Genomic DNA, 20,071 nt, shown 5'->3' with positions numbered 1-20,071 from the left:
GGTTCCCCGGAAGTCACCGCTACCGTCAGGAAAGGAAGACGTTTTCCTAGGTGATGACCTTGGAGAACGTCCGAGAGTGCATGAGTACGAGCAGTCGACCGAAGCAAGTGGAGGAACCGAAGGGGGAGAACATGCATGCCCTGATCCGCGCGAATCGGCTCGCCGCCGTCGCGCTCCTGTGCGTCGCCACCGCGACCGCCTGCGGCAGCACAGGCACCCACACCCGTGGTGACGGAACGCTCTCGTTCACCGTGGCGGTCATCGAACCGGACCTCACGACCGTGCCGCTCCTGGCGGCCGTCGACACCCTCCGCGACCGGGGCCACGACGTCGACGTCGTGGAACTCGCCGAACCCGAACTGGCCGTCGAGGGTCTCGCCAAGGGCGACTACGCGATCTCGGCCGAGGCGACGGGCCCCGCGCTGAGCGCGGTCGAACAGCACGCACCCATCAAGATCATCGCCGATGTCGTCGGCAACCAGTGGGCGCTGTACGGCAGGTCGGCCGTCTCGTCCTGCGCCGACCTGAGCGGACGCCCGTTCGGCATCTTCAGCGAGGGCGCGGTGGCGACGGCCATCGCCAAGGACTGGGTGGACGCCGAGTGCGGTGCCGGCGAGCGGCCGGACTACCTGACGATCGGCGGCTCGGACGTGCGCGCGCAGGCTCTCGCCTCGGGGGAGATCGACGCGACGCCGCTGGAGATCTCCGACGCCGTCGCCCTGGAGGCGTCGGGTACCCCGGGGCTCACCAAGGTCGTCGACTTCTCGGAGAGCCTGCCGGACCTGCATCCGCAGACCGTGTACGCGAACGCCGCCTTCCTGGATCAACACCGCGGGGCGGCGCAGGAGTTCGTCACCGCCCTGGTGCGGGAGCACGCCAGGATCAACGCCGATCCGCGGCATCTGGTGGACCTGGTCAAGAAGTACCTGCCGGAGGAGGACCAGGAGCACGTGGCCGCGACCGCCCGGCGCTACCGCGACGCGAAGCTCTTCGACGCTGCGGCCCTGACGCCGCGCAACGTCCAGGGAACCATCGACTTCTTCGCCCGCGCCGGCGTGATCGAACGGGGGATGACCGCGAAGGACGCGGCCGACCTCAGCTTCATCCGGGAGGCGTCATGACGGACCGTCAAGGGCGCTTCATGAAGGCCGTGACGGCGGGCCGGCGGTTCCCCGGCGTCAACTGGCATTACCAGCTCCTCACGTTCGTGGTCTTCGCCGCGGCCTGGGAGCTCTACGCGCGCGAGCGCGGCGGTCTGCTCCTGCCGGGCTTCGCCGAGACGGTCCGGGCCACGGCCGGGCTCCTTGCCGACGCGGAGCTGTGGCGCGCCCTGTACGCCAGCAACCAGGCGCTCGTCCTCGGCTTCGGCCTGGCTCTCCTCGTCGGCGTCCCCGCAGGCATCGCCCTCGGCCGGTTCCGGCTCCTGGAGCGGTACACGGACGTCTACCTCAACATCCTCCTCGTCACACCGATGGCCGCGATCATTCCGCTCCTGGTGATGTCGGTGGGCGTGGGCCTGATGTCGCGAGTCCTGCTCGTCACCGTCTTCTCGGTGGTGATGGTGATCGTCAACTGCCGGGCCGGGGTACGGCAGGCGGACCCCTCGCTCATCGAGATGGCCCGCTCCTTCGGCGCCCGGGAACCGCAGATCTGGACCCGGATCCTGCTGCCCGGCGCCCTCCCCGCGATCATGACCGGCGCCCGGCTCGGCATCGGCCGCGCGGTCACCGGCATGGTCATCGTCGAACTCCTCATGGTCTCCGACGGCCTGGGCGGGCTGATCCTGAGGTACCGCGGCCTGCTCAAGGCGCCGCAGCTCTACGGCACCGTCGTGATCATCCTCGCGGAGGCGCTGCTCCTGATCTCCCTCGCGCGACGGGCCGAACGCGAGCTGACCCGATGGGCACGGACACAGACGGCTGGAGGCGCGTGGTGATCACGATCCGCGGACTGGGCAAGAGTTTCACCGGGCAGGACGGCAGCACCGTCCAGGCGCTGCGGGGCGTCGATCTGGAGGTGGGCGCGAACGAGTTCCTGACCGTGCTCGGCCCCAGCGGCTGCGGGAAGACCACCCTGCTGAAGGCCATCGCCGGACTGACCCCCTGGGAGACCGGTGACATCCTCGTCGACGGCGTACCGGTACGCGGACCGGGCCCCGACCGCAGCGTGGTCTTCCAGAACTTCGCGCTGCTGCCCTGGGCGAACGTCCTGGACAACGTCTCCTTCGGGCTGCGGATGCGCGGCGTGGGGCGGGCCGAACGCGAGGAACGCGCCCGCTCGCTGATCGGCACGGTGGGCCTGGCGGGCTTCGAGAGCAAACTGCCCGGCGAGCTGTCCGGCGGCATGCAGCAACGCGTCGGCATCGCACGGGCCCTGGCCGTGGAGCCCCGGGTCCTGCTGATGGACGAGCCGTTCGGCGCGGTGGACGAGCAGACCCGGCGCCTGCTCCAGGAGGAGCTCCTGTCGATCTGGGAGGAACACCGGATGACCGTCGTGTTCATCACCCACAGCATGGCGGAGGCCGTGCTCCTGGGGGACCGGGTCGTCCTGATGAGCGCACGCCCCGGCCGGATCGCGGACATCGTGCCCGTGGACCTGCCCCGGCCGCGTTCCGCCGGTGTCGGCTCCCTGGAGCGTTCGGGCAGGTATGCCGAGATCACCGCGTACCTCTGGGACCGGCTGCGCGAGATGCACACGGAACGCCGCCCGTCCCCGTCGAAGGCGGCCCGGTGAAGGCGCCCGCCGCGGCGATCAGCCTCGCTGCCGGTGCCGCCGCCTGGGAGCTCACCGCGCGCCTGGCGGACGCGTCCTTCTTCCCGCCGCTGAGCACGGTCCTCGTGCGCCTGCGCGACCTGGCGGCAGACGGAACGGTCCACGAGAGTCTGCGCGACAGCCTGGTCAACCTGGCCCTGGGGTTCGCGATCTCGCTGGTCGCGGGAGTCGGCATCGGTCTGGCCATGGGCCGCTCGCGCAAGATCGAGGCCGCGCTCGGCGTGTATGTGTACGCGCTGCTCACCGCTCCGTCGCTGGTTTTCGCACCGATCTTCTTCGCCCTGCTCGGCGCGGGGCGCGCCTCCATCGTCGCGGTGGTGGTCATGTACGCGATGTTCGTCATCATCGTGAACACCGCGTCGGCGGTGCGGTCCGCCCCCGCACACCTGGTGGAGATGGCCCGCTCGTACGGCGCGGGCGAAGGGCAGGTGCTGGTGCGTGTCGTGCTGCCGGCCGCCGCCCCCATGATCATGGCCGGGGTGCGGCTCGGCGTCGGCCGGGCCGTCACCGGAATGATCAACGGCGAGATGTTCATCGCGGTCGTCGGCCTGGGGCACATGGTCACCGAGGCGGGCGGGCGCTTCGACAGCGCCGGAGTCCTCGCCGTCGTCCTGATCGTGATCGCGGTCGCCCTCGCGGCCACCGCCCTTGTCCAGGCCGTCGATCGCAGGCTCACCCGCTGGGTTCCGCAGACGTCGAGGGGATGACCCATGACCATGAGCAAAGTGGATGCGTACAGCCACATCCTGCCCGCGCCGTACTTCGCGCGCCTGCGCGACCTGGCCGTCGGCACGGACACCCTGAAGCGCTGGCTGGAACTGCCCGCGCTGCACGATCTCGACGCGCGGCTGCGGATCATGGACGAGTTCGGCGACGGCTATCAGCAGGTGCTCACGCTGTCGTCGCCGCCGGTCGAACTGCTCGCGGGGCCGTCGGCGTCCCCGGCGCTCGCGCGGCTCGCCAATACATCGATGCACGAGCTGTGCGAGCGCCACCCCGAGCGCTTCCCGGCGTTCGTGGCCGCCCTGCCGATGAATCATCCGGACGCAGCGCTCGGCGAACTGGCCTTCGCCATCGATGAGTTGGGCGCACGCGGCGTGCAGGTGTTCACCAACGTCAACGGCAGGCCGCTGGACGATCCCGCCTTCCGCGAGGTGTTCGCCGAGATGGCCGCGCGGGACCTGCCGGTCTGGATGCACCCGGCCCGCGGCGCCTCCTTCGCGGACTACGCCGCCGAGGACACCTCGAAGTACGAGATCTGGTGGGCGCTCGGCTGGCCCTACGAGACCAGTGCCGCCATGGCCCGGCTCGTCTTCTCCGGGCTTTTCGAACAGCACCCGGACATCAAGATCATCACCCATCACCTCGGAGCGATGATCCCCTGCCTGGAAGGCCGGATCGGTCTCGGCTGGAGCGACCAGCTCGGCAGCCGCACGTCCGGCGAGGAGTACGAACGGCTGCGCCGCGACCGCCTGCCGCGGCGCCCGCTGGAGTACTTCCGCCGGTTCTACGCCGACACGGCCCTGTCGGGCTCCGCCATCGGAACTCGCTGCGGCCTGGACTTCTTCGGCGCCGACCACGTCCTGTTCGGCACCGACTGCCCCTTCGATCCGGAAGGAGGTCCCCTCTACATCCGCGAGACGATCCGCGTCATCGACGCCCTCGACCTGACGGACGCGGCACGCGAGCAGATCTACCACCGCAACGTCCGGCGCCTGATGCGACTGCCGGACGGCAGGGCGTGACACCGTCACCGCGGGCCGGTCGAACCCATTGACCCGCGGCGGCACCCGTCCTACCGTCTGTCCGGGAATTCGTTCAACGTCTGATATTTCGAACGATATTGAGGGGACCATGACTCGCTCCGCCCGCTTCACGCTCGACCCCGCCTTCGCCGTCGGCGACGTGGACCCCCGGCTCTTCGGGTCCTTCGTCGAGCACCTCGGACGGTGCGTCTACACCGGCATCTACGAACCGGGCCACCCCTCGGCCGACGAGGCGGGGCTGCGCACCGACGTGCTCGGGCTCATCCGCGAACTCGGCGTGACGGCCGTGCGCTACCCCGGAGGCAACTTCGTCTCGGGGTACAAGTGGGAGGACTCCGTCGGGCCCGCCGACGAGCGGCCGCGACGCCTGGACCCGGCCTGGCACTCCACGGAGACCAACAGGTTCGGGCTCTCCGAGTACATCGCCTTCCTGCGCAAGATCGGCCCGCAGGCCGAGCCGATGATGGCGGTGAACCTCGGCACGCGCGGCGTCCAGGAGGCCCTGGATCTCCAGGAGTACGCCAACCACCCCTCCGGCACCGCGTGGTCGGACCTGCGTGCGGCGCACGGCGACAAGAACCCCTTCGGCATCCGCCTGTGGTGCCTGGGCAACGAGATGGACGGGCCGTGGCAGACCGGCCACAAGACCGCCGAGGAGTACGGGCGCCTCGCGGCCGAGACCGCCCGCGCGATGCGCCAGATCGACCCGGACGTCGAGCTGGTGGCCTGCGGCAGCTCGGGCCAGGCCATGGAGACCTTCGCCGCGTGGGAGGCCACGGTCCTGGCCGAGACCTACGACCTCGTCGACCACATCTCCCTGCACGCCTACTACGAGGAGACCGACGGCGACCGGGACTCCTTCCTGGCCTCCGCCGTCGACATGGAGTCCTTCATCGAGAACGTCGTCGCCACCTGCGACCACGTGGGCGCCCGCCTGAAGTCCAAGAAGAAGATCAACCTCTCGTTCGACGAGTGGAACGTCTGGTACCAGTCCCGGCCGCACCCCGAGGTCGAGGAGAGCCTGCGCGACTGGCCCGAGGCACCCCGCCTCCTGGAGGACAACTACACCGTCACCGACGCGGTCGTCGTCGGCTCGCTCCTGATCGCCCTGCTGCGGCACGCCGACCGGGTGGCCGTCGCGTGCCTGGCCCAGCTGGTCAACGTCATCGCGCCGATCCTGACCGAGCCGGGCGGCCCCGCCTGGCGCCAGACCTCGTTCTTCCCCTTCGCGCAGGCCTCGCGGTACGGCCGCGGCCAGGTCCTCGACGTACGCGTGGACTCGCCCGCGCACGAGACGCACAAGTTCGGCGAGGTGCCCCTGCTGTACGCGACCGCCGTCCGCGCGGATGACGGCACCGTCACCGTCTTCGCCGTCAACCGCAGCCAGAGCGAGGAGCTGTCGCTCGAAGTCGCTCTCCAGGAAATGGAGTTGAGTGAAGTCATCGAGCACAGCGCGCTGTCCGACGAGGACCCGGACGCCAGCAACACCCTCGCGGAGCCGGAGCGCGTCATCCCGCACGCCGTGAGCGGCACAGCCCTCCAGGACGGCACGCTGAACGCCGTCCTGGAGCCGCTGTCGTGGAACGTGATCCGGCTGGGCTGAGTCCCTGCCGCCCCGGTCAGTGGGCGACGGGCCATCCGGAGCTCCAGTCGAGGAGGTTGACGCCGAGCTTCGGGGTGCCGTTGTCCTGGCCGTCGTAGTAGTGGTAGACGAGCAGGTCGCCGTCGGTGTCCTTCATGACCGACTGCCCGCCGGGGCCGATGTAGCGGCCGTGGCTCTCCTGGACCGGGGTCCCGCCGTTGTTCGTCATGCCGACGCCGTTCTTGTCGGCGTACGGCCCGGTGACGCTGGACGAGCGGCCCACCTTGATCTTGTACGTGGAGCTGGTGCCCGCGCAGCACGTGTCGTACGAGGCGAAGAGGTAGTAGTAGCCGTTCCGCTTGACGATGTAGGGCGCTTCGACGGCCTTGGTGCCGGTGGGGCGCGAGGCGAGCGAACGCCGGGTCGTGTCGCCCGCGTACTGCTTGCCCGTGGAGGGGTCGATGCGGATCATCTTGATCCCGGTCCACCAGGAGCCGAAGGACAGCCACCACTTGCCGTCGTCGTCCACGAAGAGGTTCGGGTCGATGGCGTTGTAGTCGCTGGAGGTGGTCGAGGTGTACACGGCGCCGTAGTCGGTCCAGGAGCCCGGCTCACCGGTGGCGGAACCCGCCAGGCCGATGGCCGACTTGTTCGAGCCGAACGACGAGACGGAGTAGTACATCAGGTACTTGCCGCCGTGGTACGAGATGTCGGGGGCCCAGACGTCCCCGGTGGAGTTGTAGTTGTTCCACCAGCTCGGCCGGGCGGGGAAGGCGGAGCCGTTGCGGCCGAAGGCGATCCGGTCGGTGGAGGTGCGCAGTTGCAGGCCGTCGCCGGTCGAGTAGAGCAGGTACTTGCCCGACGCGGTGCGGACCAGGGTCGGGTCGTGCACGACGATGTCCCCGGTGACCTTGCCGGGGTTGGGGTAGGCGGTGGCGCTGCTCGGTATGAGGGCGAGCAGGGCGGCGGCGGGCAGCGCGACGAGGCCTCTGCGCCGGAAAATGGCGGAGGTGCGGCTGGGGGTGCGGCTGGGGGTGCGGCTCATTTCGGTCTCCTGGGGAGCGGGGGCTCAACCACGGGGGTGCACAGGGGCCCGGAGCGTGAGCACCGGGCCCCCGACGGGGTGCGGGGAACTGCGCGACCAGCGACAGCAAGCCCACAGGCGAGGATCCGGTCGCGCTACAGCGCCGGATGCGCGTTCTTCAGGAGTTCCTGGAACTGGGCCGAGAACCACTTTCCGGAGATCGGCGCGTCCGGGAGCGCGCCCGAGGGGTTGAAGCCGTTGCGGGGATTGCCTTCGTACGCCGGATCACACATGCGGTCGAAGCCCTTGCCCTCGTCGTTCGGGATCTCCTTGCTCGCCCCGTCTGACTCGCCCGGCGGCTTGATCCACACATAGGCATCGATGCCGGCCTCCGGGGCGGTCGTCGGCCGCTCGCCGAGGCCCGCACCCGACTGGTTGCACCAGTTGCCGATGTGGATGCGCCGGTCGTAACGGCCGCCCTCCACATAGGAGTTCACGTCCGTGGCGGGTCCCGGCCCCGCGGGCCGGTCGGCGCCGCCCCAGCCGTTGCGCGAGGTGTCGATCAGCATGCCGATGCCGGACCCGAAGCCGGTGGAGACGAGCTGTTCGCGGAACGACTGGGCGAAGGAGAGCTCGTCGACGGAGCGGTTCCAGTCGACCCACGTGGACTCGCGGACCGACCGGCCGCCCACCGTGTCGCCGATCGTGAAGTTGTCCTCCTTCAGGGCGCTGTAGTTGGCCGTGTTGGTGATGAAGCCGTGCACGTTGTCGACGCTGCCGCCGTCCGCTGTCGCCGCCTGGTACATGACCTGCGCGGACGCGGCGAAGTTGTCGTCCCAGCCGATCCAGCCGTGGTGGCCCGCGTCCACGTAGTTGTAGACGTTCGGGACGGCGCCCAGCTTGCGCAGCGCGTAGCCGACACCCTTCACGTAGTTGCCGTTGGCCTTCATGACATCGCACTCGGGCGTCGCGGTGGGGCGGCTGCCGGTGTTGGTGACCAGGTTGGGCAGCGAGTCGATCTCGACGGTCGTGACGATGCGCAGACTCGCGTACTTGGCGTCGGCGAGGATCGCGGCGATGGGGTCGATGTAGTCGCTCCGGTACTTGTCGATCTCGGTGGGACCGAGTTCGCCGTTGGAGGCGAGGGCGGCACAGTCCCGGCCCGGCAGGTTGTAGATGACCAGCTGGATGACGCCCGCGCCCTGCGCGATCGCCTCGTCCAGGTGGTCGCGCAGGCCCATCGAGTCGCCGGCGCCCTCGATCGCGGCGATCCGGTCCAGCCAGACGCCGGTGGGCTGGTCCGCGACGGCGCTGCCGCCCGGCTCGGCGGCGGCCTTCGCCGACCACTGAGGGTTCACGTAGGGCTTGGCGCCCGCGTACGGGTTGTCGACGCGGGCCGCCGCTGCCCGGGTCTGCGCGGTGCTGCTCGCGCCGTCGCCCACGGCGAGAGCGGTGCCGCCGGTGGTGGCGAGGACGGTGGCGAGCGCGGCCAGGAAGAGGGCGCGGGATCTGCGGTGACCGGTGTGCGCATGCGTGTGCGTGCGGCTCATGGTGGGGGGATTCCCTTCGGGAGTGATCGGCGTACCGGAATCGCTCCCACTGGTGCCGTGGAAGCTAGCAGGAAGTCGCCGCCGGGAACAGAAAGGTTGGCGTGTTTCTCAGATTCCCCGGATTCTCCGGATCGCCGTTGTCGAATTCATTCGACAACTCCCTTTCGTGTGCCAGCTCTTGACATCGAGCCAGTTCGGTTGAACTTTGGGAGCGCTCCCACTGGTGCTCCCACTGGTGCTTCCGCTCCCCAAGCGGAGCACGCCCCCCATCGAGCCGTCAGGAGACATCCCGGCATGTCCGCATTTCCCCGATCCCCCCGCTCCGGCCCCTCCAGACCGGAAATCAGCAGGCGCAACCTGCTGACGCTCGGCGCGGGCGCCGCCCTGGCCCCCGTCGTCGTGGCGCTCAACCCCGCAGCTCACAGCGCCTATGCCGCCCCCGCGGCGACCGAGTACGAACAGCGTTTCCTCGACCTGTACGCGAAGATCACCGATTCCGCGAACGGCTATTTCTCGCCGGACGGTATTCCGTACCACTCGGTCGAAACCCTCATTGTCGAAGCCCCCGACCACGGGCACGAGACGACATCCGAGGCATACAGCTATCTGCTCTGGCTGCAAGCCATGTACGGCAAGGTCAGCGGCGACTGGAGCCGTTTCAACGCGGCCTGGGAAACCATGGAGAAATTCATGATCCCGACCCATGCCGACCAGCCCACGAACAGTTTCTACAATGCGGCGAAACCGGCCACCTACGCCCCCGAACACGACCAGCCCGCGCAGTACCCCGCCCGGCTCGACCCCGCGGTCCAGGCCGGCACCGACCCGATCGCCGCCGAGCTGAAGAGTGCGTACGGCACCGACGACATCTACGGCATGCACTGGCTCCAGGACGTCGACGACACCTACGGCTACGGCGGCAGCGCCGCCGGGCCCGTCTACATCAACACCTTCCAGCGCGGCCCGCAGGAATCGGTCTGGGAGACCGTCCCGCACCCCACCCGGGACGAGTTCGGGCACGGCGGCAAGAACGGCTACCTCGACCTGTTCACCGGCGACGCCTCCTACGCCAAGCAGTGGAAGTACACCAACGCCCCCGACGCCGACGCCCGCGCCGTCCAGGCCGCCTACTGGGCGCACGTCTGGGCCTCCGCCCAGGGCAAGGAATCGCAGGTCGCGGCGACGGTCGCCAAGGCGGCCAAGATGGGCGACTATCTGCGCTACGCCCTGTTCGACAAGTACTTCAAGACCATCGGCGACTGCACCGACCCCTCGGGCTGCGCGCCGGGCAGCGGCAAGAACAGCGCGCACTACCTGCTGTCCTGGTACTACGCCTGGGGCGGCGCCACCGACACATCGGCGGGCTGGGCCTGGCGCATCGGATCGAGCCACAGCCACGGCGGCTACCAGAACCCCCTGGCCGCCTTCGCCCTCAGCGCCTACGCCCCGCTCGCCCCCAAGTCGGCCTCCGGCAAGGCCGACTGGACCAGGAGCCTGACCCGGCAGATCGAGTTCTACCGCTGGCTCCAGTCCGCCGAGGGAGCCATCGCGGGCGGCGCCACCAACAGCTGGCAGGGCCGCTACGCCGAGCCCCCGGCCGGCACCGCCACCTTCTACGGCATGGCCTACGACGAGAAGCCCGTCTACCACGACCCGCCGTCCAACCAGTGGTTCGGCTTCCAGGCCTGGTCGATGGAGCGCGTCGCCGAGTACCTCCACGAGACCGGCGATCCCGCCGCGAAGACGGTCATGGACAAGTGGGTGTCGTGGGCGCTCTCCGAGACGAAGACCGCCGCCGACGGCACCTACAGCTTCCCCTCGACCCTGAAGTGGTCAGGGCAGCCCGACACCTGGAACCCGTCAAGCCCCGGCGCCAATACGGGACTTCATGTCACCGTCGTCGACCGCACCGACGACGTGGGTGTGGCTGCCGCCTACGCCAAGACCCTCACCTACTACGCCGCCGCCACCGGTCACGGCCAGGCCGCCGCCACGGCCAAGGCCCTCCTCGACGGCATGTGGCAACACCACCGGGACCCCCTGGGAATCGCCGTGCCCGAGACGCGCGCCGACTACGACCGGTTCGACGACACGGTGTACGTGCCGGGCGGCTGGACCGGCACCATGCCGAACGGCGACACCATCGACTCCGGATCCGACTTCACCTCCATCCGCTCCTTCTACCGCGACGACCCCGACTGGCCGAAGGTCGAGGCCTATCTCGCCGGTGGAGCGGCACCGCAGTTCACCTACCACCGCTTCTGGGCGCAGGCGGACATTGCGCTCGCCATGGGGGCGTACGCCGAGCTCCTCGAACCGGGGCCGGGGTCCCGGTGAGCGCCCGTACGGCGCGCGCCGGGAAACTGCTCGGCGCCCTGTGCCTGATCCCGGGGCTGCTCTTGGTGGCCGCCCCGTCCTCCGGTGCCGACGACGCCAGGGAGAAGACCCGGGCCGCGTACACCTGGAAGAACGTCCGCATCGACGGCGGCGGATTCGTCCCCGGCATCGTCTTCAACCGCACCGAGAAGAACCTCGCCTACGCCCGCACCGACATCGGCGGCGCCTACCGCTGGCAGGAGAAGTCCCGGTCCTGGACCCCGCTGCTCGACTCGGTCGGCTGGGACGACTGGGGCCACACCGGGGTCGTCAGCATCGCGTCCGACACCGTCGAACCGGACAAGGTGTACGCCGCCGTCGGCACGTACACGAACGACTGGGACCCCCAAAAGGGCGCCGTCCTGCGCTCGGCCGACCGGGGCAGGACCTGGAAGAAGACCGGCCTGCCCTTCAAGCTGGGCGGCAACATGCCCGGCCGGGGCATGGGCGAACGCCTCGCCGTCGACCCGCACGACAACCGGGTGCTCTACCTCGGGGCGCCCAGCGGTCACGGCCTGTGGCGCTCCGCCGACTCCGGGGCGACCTGGTCGCAGGTGACCGCGTTCCCCAACCCCGGCAACTACCGGCAGGACCCGTCGGACTCGACCGGCTACGCCTCCGACAACCAGGGCATCGCCTGGGTCACCTTCGACGAGTCCACGGGAGCGTCCGGCTCGCCCACCAAGACCCTCTACGTGGGCGTCGCCGACAAGGAGAACGCCGTCTACCGCTCGACGGACGCGGGCGCCACCTGGTCCCGCGTCGCGGGGCAGCCGACCGGATACCTCGCCCACAAGGGCGTGCTCGACGCGGAGAACGGCTACCTCTACCTCGCCTACAGCGACAAGGGCGGCCCCTACGACGGCGGCAAGGGCCAGGTGTGGCGGTACGCGACCCGCACCGGCGAGTGGAAGAACATCAGCCCCGCCACCGACGCCGACACCTACTACGGCTACAGCGGACTGAGCGTCGACCGGCAGCACCCGGGCACCGTCATGGTCACCGCCTACAGCTCGTGGTGGCCCGACACCCAGATCTTCCGCTCCACCGACAGCGGCGCGAGCTGGACCGGCGCCTGGAGCTACAGCGCCTATCCCGAGCGCGCCGACCGCTACACCATGGACGTCTCCTCCGTGCCGTGGCTGTCGTGGGGCGCGAACCCCGCGCCGCCCGAACAGGCCCCGAAACTGGGCTGGATGACCGAGGCCCTGGAGATCGACCCCTTCGACTCCGACCGGATGATGTATGGCACCGGGGCAACCGTGTACGGCACCCGGAACCTGCGGCAGTGGGACAGCGGCGGCAAGTTCACCGTCACCCCGATGGTGAAGGGTCTGGAGGAAACCGCCGTCAACGACCTCGCGGCACCCGCATCCGGTGCGCCGCTGCTCAGCGCGCTCGGCGACATCGGCGGTTTCCGGCACACGGACATCACCAAGGTGCCGCCCTTGATGTACACCGGGCCCAACTTCACCACCACGACCAGCATCGACCACGCCGAGTCCCGCCCGGACACGGTGGTGCGGGTCGGCCAGCTCGACAGCGGGCCGCGCATCGCCTTCTCCGGCGACAACGGCGCCACGTGGTCGCCGGGCAAGGAACCGCCGGGCGTCTCCGGTGGCGGCACCGTCGCGGCGTCCGCCGACGGCAGCCGCTTCGTGTGGAGCCCGGACGGCGCGGGCGTGCACACCAGCGGTGACCGGGGCGCGTCGTGGACGGCGTCCGCCGGCCTCCCGCAGGGCGCGGTCGTCGAGTCCGACCGGGCCGATCCGCAGACGTTCTACGGCTTCAAGTCCGGGACCTTCTACGCCAGTACGGACGGCGGGGCCACCTTCACCGCGAAGGCGTCCGCCGGCCTGCCCGCCGAGGGTCCGGTGCACTTCAAGGCCGTACCCGGGCAGGCGGGAGAGATCTGGCTCGCGGGCGGCAAGGCCGGCGGCACGTACGGCCTGTGGCGCTCGACGGACTCAGGCGCGAGCTTCACCCGCGTCCGGGGCGTCGAGGAGGCCGACACGATCGGGTTCGGCAAGGCCGCGCCCGGCTCCGACCACCAGACGCTCTACACCAGCGCGAAGATCGACGGCGTACGCGGCATCTTCCGCTCCACCGACGCCGGCGAGAGCTGGCTGCGGATCAACGACGATTCCCGCCAGTGGGGCTGGACCGGCGCGGCCATCACCGGTGATCCGCGGATCTTCGGGCGGGTGTACGTGGCGACGAACGGCCGTGGCATTGTTTACGGTGACGACAACTCCCCTGGCTGAGCCGGGCAGTCGAAGCGCTTCGACGGACCTATGGACAGCACATGGGTGTCCCTCTAGGGTCGGGATGATTCCACGTCGAAGCGCTTCGCCACCGCCTCACACCCCTCAGGAGAGCCGTATGGTCACCCTTGCCGAGGTAGCCCACCACGCCGGAGTCTCGGCCAGCACGGTGAGCTACGTACTCAGCGGCAAGCGGTCCATCTCCGCCTCCACCAAGGACCGCGTCGAACGGTCCATCCAGGAGCTCGGCTACCACCCGAACGCCGGCGCCCGCGCCCTGGCCAGCAGCAGGTCCAACATCATCGCCCTGATGGTGCCGCTGCGCACCGACATGTACGTGCCGGTGATGATGGAGATAGCCATCGCCGTCGCCACCACCGCACGCACCCACGGATACGACGTCCTGCTCCTGACCGGCGAGGAGGGCCCCGAGGCGGTCCGCCGCATCGAGGGCAGCGCGCTCGCCGACGCCATGATCCTGATGGACGTGGAGCTGCACGACGAGCGGCTTCCGCTGATCCGCGAGACCGAAAGGCCCGCCGTCCTCATCGGCCTGCCCGCCGACCCCACGGGACTTACCTGCGTCGACCTCGACTTCGTGGCGACCGGCGCCCAGTGCGTGGAACACCTCTTCGGGCTCGGCCACCGCGAGATCGCCGTGATCGGCGAGGCCCCCGCGGTGTACGAGCGGCACACCGGCTTCGCCGAGCGCACCCTGGACGGGCTGCGCACGCGGGCCGGCGAGCTCGGCGTGCGGGTGCTGCACCGGCCCTGCGAAGGGACCTACGACGCGCTGGCCGCGACCCTGGCCCGGATCTTCGACGAACGCCCCGGCACCACGGGCTTCGTCGTACAGAACGAATCCGCGGTGGAACCCCTCCTTAGCCTCCTGCGCCGGCAGGGGCGCGCCATTCCGGAAGACGTCTCCGTCATCGCCGTCTGCCCCGACCAGGTCGCCGTCCAGGCCTCGGTGCGGCTCACCTCCGTCGCCATCCCCGCACAGGAGATGGGGCGCCAGGCGGTGGAGCGCGTCGTCGCGAAGCTGCGGGGCCAGGCGACCGACGACGTCGCCCTGCTCGTACCGGAGCTGACGGTGCGCTCCAGCTCGGGCCCCGGCCCCGCGCAGGGCTGACGGCGGGCCGGTGACGGGACGGGGGGCTGCCCCGCCACCGGCCGCGCGGAACCCCTCAGGGGGTGGTCACGGCGGGACGCGGCGCCTTCGCCATGCCGGAGCCGATGAAGAAGCTCGGGTGCGGGGGCTGGTTGTACGCCGTGTTCTGCCAGGCGAGGGCCGTGCGGTACTGGATGTCGTGGAGCAGCGTGGTGATCTTCGTGCTCGTCTCGTGCGGGGTGGAGTAGATCCGCAGCGCCTTGTTGTCCGAGGTGCGCCACACGACCTCTTCGCGCCAGTCGCCGAGGATGTCCCCGGAGAGCGCGGGGGTCGCCTTCGTGCCGTTGTTGGACGCCACGGAGGACCCCGTCAGGAGGCGGGTCTCGCCGCCCGTGCCGTACTTGTCGATGCGGGTGCCGTCGAGGAGTTCGCGGGTGGTGTCGCCGTCCCACCAGTTCACGAAGTTGACGCTGGAGGGCTCGCGGCCGACCGAGGCGCCGGACGGCGAGCGCAGGGAGGTGTCGGCCGCGGACCATGACTCGGCGCCCGCCGAACCGGCGTAGATGTCGGCGGACACGCCCCGGCCGTTGTCGGAGCCCGATGCCGTGGTCCACAGCCGCTGTCCCGTACGGGCGTCGGCCATCCAGGAGCCGGGCTTGGAGCTGTCCTCGGACACCTTGAAGTACTCCAGGCCCGTGCGCGAGGGATCGAGATCGCCGACATGCCCGGCGTCCCCGTGCCCGAGCTTGGTGGTCCACAGCCCGCTGCCGTTGTCGTCGACGGTCATCGCGCCGTAGACGATCTCGTCCTTGCCGTCACTGTCGACGTCCGCGACCGAAAGGCTGTGGTTGCCCTGGCCGTCGTACCCCTTGCCGGTGTTCGTCGAGGAGTTGGTGTCGAAGGTCCAGCGCCGGGTGAAGGCCCCGCCCCGCCAGTCCCAGGCCGCGATGACCGAGCGCGTGTAGTAGCCCCGCGCCATGATCAGGGACGGCCTGCTGCCGTCGAGGTAGGCGGTCCCGGCGAGGAAGCGGTCCACGCGGTTGCCGTAACTGTCGCCCCAACTGGACACGGTGCCGCGCGCCGGGACGTAGTCGACCGTGTCGAGCGCGGCCCCGGAGCGGCCGTCGAACATGGTCAGGTACTCGGGCCCGGCCAGGACGTAGCCGCTGGAGTTGCGGTGGTCGGCGGAAGAGCTGCCGATCACCTTGCCCGCGCCGTCCTTCGTGCCGTCCGCCGTCTTCGCGGCGACCTCGGCCCGGCCGTCACCGTCGTAGTCGTACACCTGGAACTGCGTGTAGTGCGCGCCCGAGCGGATGTTGCGGCCCAGGTCGACGCGCCACAGGCGGGTGCCGTCCAGCTTGATCCCGTCGATGACCGTGTTGCCGGTGTAGCCGGACTGGGAGTTGTCCTTGGCGTTGGTGGGCTGCCACTTCAGTACGAAGTCCAGGGCGCCGTCCCCGTCGAGATCGCCCACCGACGCGTCGTTCGCCTCGTAGGTGTACGCCACGCCGTCCGGGGTCGTGCCCCCGGCGGGCGGCGTGAGCGGCACGTCCTTGTACCCGGCGCGGAACTGCACCGCGTGCACGGAGTCGCCCTGCTCGCTGCCGTCGACCACCGCGCGCACGGTGTAGTCGGCGCTGTTGGGTGCGCCCGCGTGGAAATAGTTCGTCGAGCCGGTGACCGGCGACGAGTTGACCTTCGTGCCGCCCCGGTAGACGTTGAAGGCCACGTCGTCGTCATCGGTGCCCAGCCAGCGCCAGCTGACCAGGTTCCCGGCGTCGGTGTGCACGCTGACCACACCCCGGTCCAGCGCCTCGGCCTGGCGGGTGGTCGCCGCGGACGAGGTGGACGACAGGGCGATGAGCCCGCCGGCCGCCAGTGCGCCCGCGACGACGGCGGTGAGCAGGACCCGGCCGCGGGCCCGGCGTGCTCTTCTGCCGCGGCGGTGCGGTGTTGTGTAAGGGTGATCGGACATCGGGTGCTCCTGCGGGGGAGAGGGTGCGGGGGAGGTGCAGTGCCTCGGGTGTGTCGCCGCAGGGGCGCGGAAGGTTGCCGCCCGTACGGACCAGATCGGGCGGAGGCGACCGCGGAGATCACCCAACCCCTGGGGCCCGTGCGGGCCTTGGCTCAGATCTGACTGGGATTCCGGACGTTGTTCGATCTCTCGCACGGACGTTGCTATGCTCGCGCACCGCACTTCGGCGGCACGGGGGCCGCCAGCGCGTGTGCAGAGCCGCGCAAGCACAGAAGGAGGTGACCCGTGGGGACAGCCGTCGACGACGCGGCCGCCGCGGAGTTCCATGACTTCTTCGAGCGGCACTATGCCGAACTCGCGCGCCTGGCCCACATGTTGACCGGCGAGAAGGACGCCGCGGACGACCTCGCGGCAGACGCCCTGGTCGCGCTCTGGCACCGCTGGGACCGGGTGCGCGCGGCCGACCACCCGGCCGCGTACGCCCGTGGAGTCGTCGCCAACATGGCGCGCAGCCGCATCCGCAGCGCCGTCCGCGAGCGCCGCCGCGTGGCGCTGTTCTGGGGGCAGCGTGCGGAGGGCGTCGACGACCCCGACATACCGGCGGTCGTCGATGTCCAGGAGGCGTTGCGTACGCTGCCGTTCCGCAAGCGGGCCTGTGTGGTGCTGCGGCACGCCTTCGACCTGTCGGAGAAGGACACCGCGCTCACCCTCGGAATATCGGTCGGTACGGTGAAGAGCCAGACGTCCAAGGGAATGGCGGAGCTGCAACGGCTCCTGGGCGAGCTGGCCGCGTCGCAACTCGTGGGAGGGAGGCAGTGATGGACGACGTACGCAAGCAGCTGCGCGATGCCGCGGCGGAGCACCGACCCGACCGGGAACGGATGCTCGCCCGGATCGAGCGCGGCATGGAGCGCGACGCCGCCGGCTCCGGTACCGCGTCCCGCGGCAGGCTGTCACGCCCCGCCCCCTGGCTGCGGATCGCGGGCGCGACGGCCGCCGTCGCCGGAGTCTTCGCGCTCGGCGGTTACGCCGTCGCCTCCGTCGTGCGGGGCGACGAACCGCCGCCCCGCACTGTGGGCACACCCGCGGCCCCCGAATCCCCGACCGGGCCGAGCCCCTCCGCGTCGGCGCCCGACGACGAGAACGCCGGGCCGAGCGCACCGGCGCGGCCCGCGCACCCTTCGGGCAAGGAGACGAGCAGCGCGCCCGGGAAGGACAAGGACCGCGGCACGGACCGGCCGCCGAAGAAGTCCACGCCCCCGCCCGCCACGCAGCCGGTGGCTCCGGACGCCGAGGACGTCGAAGACCGCTACCTCTGGAGCGACGGCTCCATCGACCCGCAGAGCAACGACTTCTGGGCCCAGAGCACCCTCACCTTCAAGACGCAGAAGCCGCTCACCGCGCTCACCGTCGAACTGCGCGTCGCACAGACCGGCGGGGTCGCCGACGCGGGCAACTGGCGCTCCCTGCCCGCCGACGACTTCACCGTCTCCGTCGGCGAACAGGACGGTGCGCTGGTCTACCGCTGGACGCTGAAGGCGGGCCGGACCGTCCCCGCGGGCGAGCACGTCTTCGCGGGCCAGTACAACCACGCCGAGGGCGGCAGGGACGCGGGCGAGGACGCGTACGCGGCGGAGGCGACCGCGTCGGGCCAGAAGGCCGCCGTACGCGGCGACTTCGCCCGCACCTCGTAGGCCGCTCGCGGACCCGGGGAGAATATTCCGGCGCGGCGGCAACCTTCCGCATCCGGGCGGAGACCAGCAGACGCAAGGTCATCTCCCCAGCGAAAGAGCGGTCCCCATGACCACGCAAAGAGCCGAACTGCGCAAGAGCCGCAAGCGCCGCCTCACCCGCCGCCGCGCCGTGGGCGCGGCGGGCGGCGCGCTCCTGCTGACCGGTGCCACCCTCGGCGCCAACATGCTGCTCTCCCCGGCCGGGGCGGCGACGACCGCCGCGGCCGCCTGGCCCACCCCCACCGGCAGCAAGGCCGTCTCCAAGACCATCGAGGTGTCCGGCACCTACGACGGCGGACTCCAGCGCTTCTACGGCAGCGGCGACCTGGGCGGCGACGGCCAGGACGAGGGCCAGGACCCGATCTTCAAGCTGAAGGACGGCGCGGTCCTGAAGAACGTCGTGCTCGGCTCCCCGGCCGCGGACGGCGTGCACTGTTCGGGCAGCTGCACCATCCAGAACGTGTGGTGGGAGGACGTCGGCGAGGACGCGGCCAGCTTCAAGGGCACCTCGTCGAGTGCCGTGTACACCGTGACCGGCGGCGGCGCGAAGAAGGCCGACGACAAGGTCCTGCAGTTCAACGGCGCGGGCAAGCTGAACATCTCCGGATTCCAGGTCTCGGACTTCGGCAAGCTGGTCCGCTCCTGCGGCAACTGCTCCAAGCAGTACAAGCGCACGATCAGCATCAACGACGTGGACGTGACCGCGCCGGGCAAGTCCCTGGTCGGCATCAACACCAACTACGGCGACACGGCCACCCTGCGCAACGTCCGCATCCACGGCGACAGCAGCAAGAAGATCAAGCCCTGCGTCCGCTACACCGGCAACTCCTCGGGCGACGAGCCCAAGGAGACGGGCAGCGGCCCTGACGGGACGTACTGCAAGTACAGCGCGTCGGACATCAGTTACCAGTAGCCGACGACCTTGCGGGCCACCCGTGACCGGCCGGTCACGGGTGGCCCCCTGCCGTGATCACCGCCGTCCCTGATTGAGTCTGCGCAGCATGAAGCAGACCTCAGGGAGGCCCAGTTGCTCCGTTTCCATCTGACGGCCGCCACGCTGCTCAGGGTGTCCGCCGAAGGCGTCGCGACCGCGCTGGTGCTCACCGTCCAGTCGCGCACGGGGGACGCGGCGAGCGCCGGTTTCATCCAGACCGCGATGACGCTTCCGTATGTGCTCAGCGGTCCGGTCATCGGCCATGCCCTGGACCGCACGGGCCGGCCGCGGCGCCTCGTGGCCGCGCTGGCCTGCGGCTATGCCGTCGCGACTGCGCTGCTCATGGCGTCGGCGGGGCGCTCGCCGCTGGTGTTCGTGCTGCTGGTGGCCGCCGTGGTGGGCTGCGTCGAGCCGGTCGTGGCCGCGCTCACGGGTCTGCTGCCGCGGTTCGTTCCCGCCGAGCGGCTCTCGCGCGCCTACGGCCTGGAGGCGTCGAGTTACAACGTCGCGGCCATCGCGGGGCCCGGCCTGGCCGCGCTGGTCGCCGCGCTCGCGGGAGCGGGGCACACCGGGATCGTGATCGTGGCCGCCGCCGTGCTCGGCACGCTCGTCCTGCCCCTGCTGCGACTCCCGCCGCCGGACGTCAGGCCCGGGCGGACGGGGCTCGCGCAGGTCCTGGGCGGCGGATTCTCGGTCCTCGGGTCCAACCGGGTGCTGCGGGCCCTGACCGTGTCGACGATGTTCGCGTGGTTCGGGTACGGCGGCTTCGCGGTGGCGGCGGTGCTGCTCGGCCAGGACATCGGCGCGGGACCGGCGGCGGGCGGACAGCTCCTGGCCTGCTTCGCGCTGGGATCGCTCGTGGGAGCGCTGGCCTCGTCGCGCCGGCTGACGCCCGAGGGCGCCGAACGGGCCGTTTCGGTAGGCCTGTTGGTATTCGGCACGGCGGTCGCGGCACTGGCGGCCGTGCCCTCGATTCACTGGGCA

15 protein-coding genes and 1 pseudogene are annotated in these 20,071 nt (G+C 70.5%); 13 read left to right on the top strand and 3 right to left on the bottom strand.

Translation table 11 applies throughout. From position 1 onward, the window contains the following. Nucleotides 1–131 precede the first annotated feature (131 nt). The 6 genes from ACQKIP_RS08460 (at nucleotide 132) to ACQKIP_RS08435 (ending at nucleotide 6,141) form a co-directional block, all read left to right on the top strand. Entirely contained in the window at nucleotides 132–1,121 is a 990-nt protein-coding gene (locus ACQKIP_RS08460; RefSeq protein WP_365859754.1) for an ABC transporter substrate-binding protein, read from the top strand. Next, nucleotides 1,118–1,936 carry an ABC transporter permease gene (locus tag ACQKIP_RS08455; protein WP_365859753.1) on the top strand — a complete coding sequence of 273 codons (819 nt, stop codon included), beginning with the start codon at nucleotides 1,118–1,120 and terminating at the stop codon, nucleotides 1,934–1,936. Before ACQKIP_RS08460 ends, ACQKIP_RS08455 begins: the two co-directional genes overlap by 4 nt. Continuing rightward, nucleotides 1,933–2,733: an ABC transporter ATP-binding protein gene (locus tag ACQKIP_RS08450; RefSeq protein WP_427742591.1), complete on the top strand. Its 801-nt coding sequence runs from the start codon at nucleotides 1,933–1,935 to the stop codon at nucleotides 2,731–2,733. The genes ACQKIP_RS08455 and ACQKIP_RS08450 overlap by 4 nt, the downstream gene beginning before the upstream one ends. After that, nucleotides 2,730–3,479, top strand: a complete 750-nt coding sequence (locus tag ACQKIP_RS08445; RefSeq protein ID WP_365859751.1) for an ABC transporter permease — start codon at nucleotides 2,730–2,732, stop codon at nucleotides 3,477–3,479. Before ACQKIP_RS08450 ends, ACQKIP_RS08445 begins: the two co-directional genes overlap by 4 nt. A 3-nt stretch (nucleotides 3,480–3,482) precedes the next feature. Further along, nucleotides 3,483–4,517 (top strand): amidohydrolase family protein, encoded by a 1,035-nt coding sequence (locus ACQKIP_RS08440; RefSeq protein WP_365859750.1) that lies wholly within the window; start codon nucleotides 3,483–3,485, stop codon nucleotides 4,515–4,517. Nucleotides 4,518–4,626: 109 nt separating this feature from the next. After that, entirely contained in the window at nucleotides 4,627–6,141 is a 1,515-nt protein-coding gene (locus ACQKIP_RS08435; RefSeq protein WP_365859749.1) for an alpha-N-arabinofuranosidase, read from the top strand. A gap of 16 nt (nucleotides 6,142–6,157) precedes the next feature. On the opposite strand, the gene ACQKIP_RS08430 is transcribed toward ACQKIP_RS08435, so the two are convergent. Both ACQKIP_RS08430 and ACQKIP_RS08425 read right to left on the bottom strand, forming a co-directional pair. After that, on the bottom strand, nucleotides 6,158–7,165 hold the full coding sequence (locus ACQKIP_RS08430; RefSeq protein ID WP_365859748.1) for an arabinan endo-1,5-alpha-L-arabinosidase: 1,008 nt from the start codon (nucleotides 7,163–7,165) through the stop codon (nucleotides 6,158–6,160). Between the two features lie 134 nt (nucleotides 7,166–7,299). Further along, complete coding sequence (locus tag ACQKIP_RS08425; protein WP_365859747.1) at nucleotides 7,300–8,694, bottom strand: glycoside hydrolase family 6 protein; 1,395 nt, start codon at nucleotides 8,692–8,694, stop codon at nucleotides 7,300–7,302. Nucleotides 8,695–9,147: 453 nt separating this feature from the next. Here ACQKIP_RS08425 and ACQKIP_RS08420 point away from each other — a divergent pair. The 3 genes and pseudogenes from ACQKIP_RS08420 to ACQKIP_RS08410 all read left to right on the top strand — a co-directional run. Then, nucleotides 9,148–11,031, top strand: a pseudogene (locus tag ACQKIP_RS08420) (glycoside hydrolase family 48 protein); the annotation flags it as partial. Continuing rightward, the gene (locus tag ACQKIP_RS08415; RefSeq protein ID WP_427742575.1) at nucleotides 11,028–13,334 is read left to right on the top strand and encodes a xyloglucanase; all 2,307 of its coding nucleotides are present in this window, start codon (nucleotides 11,028–11,030) and stop codon (nucleotides 13,332–13,334) included. The pseudogene ACQKIP_RS08420 and the gene ACQKIP_RS08415, both read left to right, overlap by 4 nt. 118 nt (nucleotides 13,335–13,452) lie before the next feature. Beyond that, nucleotides 13,453–14,466 (top strand): LacI family DNA-binding transcriptional regulator, encoded by a 1,014-nt coding sequence (locus ACQKIP_RS08410; protein ID WP_365859746.1) that lies wholly within the window; start codon nucleotides 13,453–13,455, stop codon nucleotides 14,464–14,466. A gap of 55 nt (nucleotides 14,467–14,521) precedes the next feature. Here the strand turns inward: ACQKIP_RS08410 and ACQKIP_RS08405 are convergent, their stop codons facing one another. Then, a complete protein-coding gene (locus ACQKIP_RS08405) occupies nucleotides 14,522–16,420 on the bottom strand; it encodes a rhamnogalacturonan lyase (RefSeq protein WP_365859745.1) in 1,899 nt (632 codons plus the stop codon). A gap of 285 nt (nucleotides 16,421–16,705) precedes the next feature. Here ACQKIP_RS08405 and ACQKIP_RS08400 point away from each other — a divergent pair, with 285 nt between their 5' ends. From ACQKIP_RS08400 to ACQKIP_RS08385, 4 genes are all read left to right on the top strand, one after another. After that, nucleotides 16,706–17,239, top strand: a complete 534-nt coding sequence (locus ACQKIP_RS08400; RefSeq protein WP_361183346.1) for a SigE family RNA polymerase sigma factor — start codon at nucleotides 16,706–16,708, stop codon at nucleotides 17,237–17,239. After that, on the top strand, nucleotides 17,239–18,114 hold the full coding sequence (locus tag ACQKIP_RS08395) for a hypothetical protein (RefSeq protein WP_365859744.1): 876 nt from the start codon (nucleotides 17,239–17,241) through the stop codon (nucleotides 18,112–18,114). The genes ACQKIP_RS08400 and ACQKIP_RS08395 overlap by 1 nt, the downstream gene beginning before the upstream one ends. A 106-nt stretch (nucleotides 18,115–18,220) precedes the next feature. Continuing rightward, a complete protein-coding gene (locus ACQKIP_RS08390; protein ID WP_365859743.1) occupies nucleotides 18,221–19,066 on the top strand; it encodes a pectate lyase in 846 nt (281 codons plus the stop codon). A 114-nt stretch (nucleotides 19,067–19,180) separates the two neighbouring features. Continuing rightward, a partial coding sequence (locus ACQKIP_RS08385; protein WP_427742569.1) for an MFS transporter occupies nucleotides 19,181–20,071 on the top strand: 891 nt, incomplete at its 3' end.

The sequence above is a fragment of the Streptomyces sp. NPDC059900 genome (assembly GCF_050270335.1).
In the GTDB taxonomy this organism is placed as follows: Bacteria; Actinomycetota; Actinomycetes; order Streptomycetales; family Streptomycetaceae; genus Streptomyces.
This window is presented reverse-complemented; position numbering and strand designations above follow the sequence as displayed.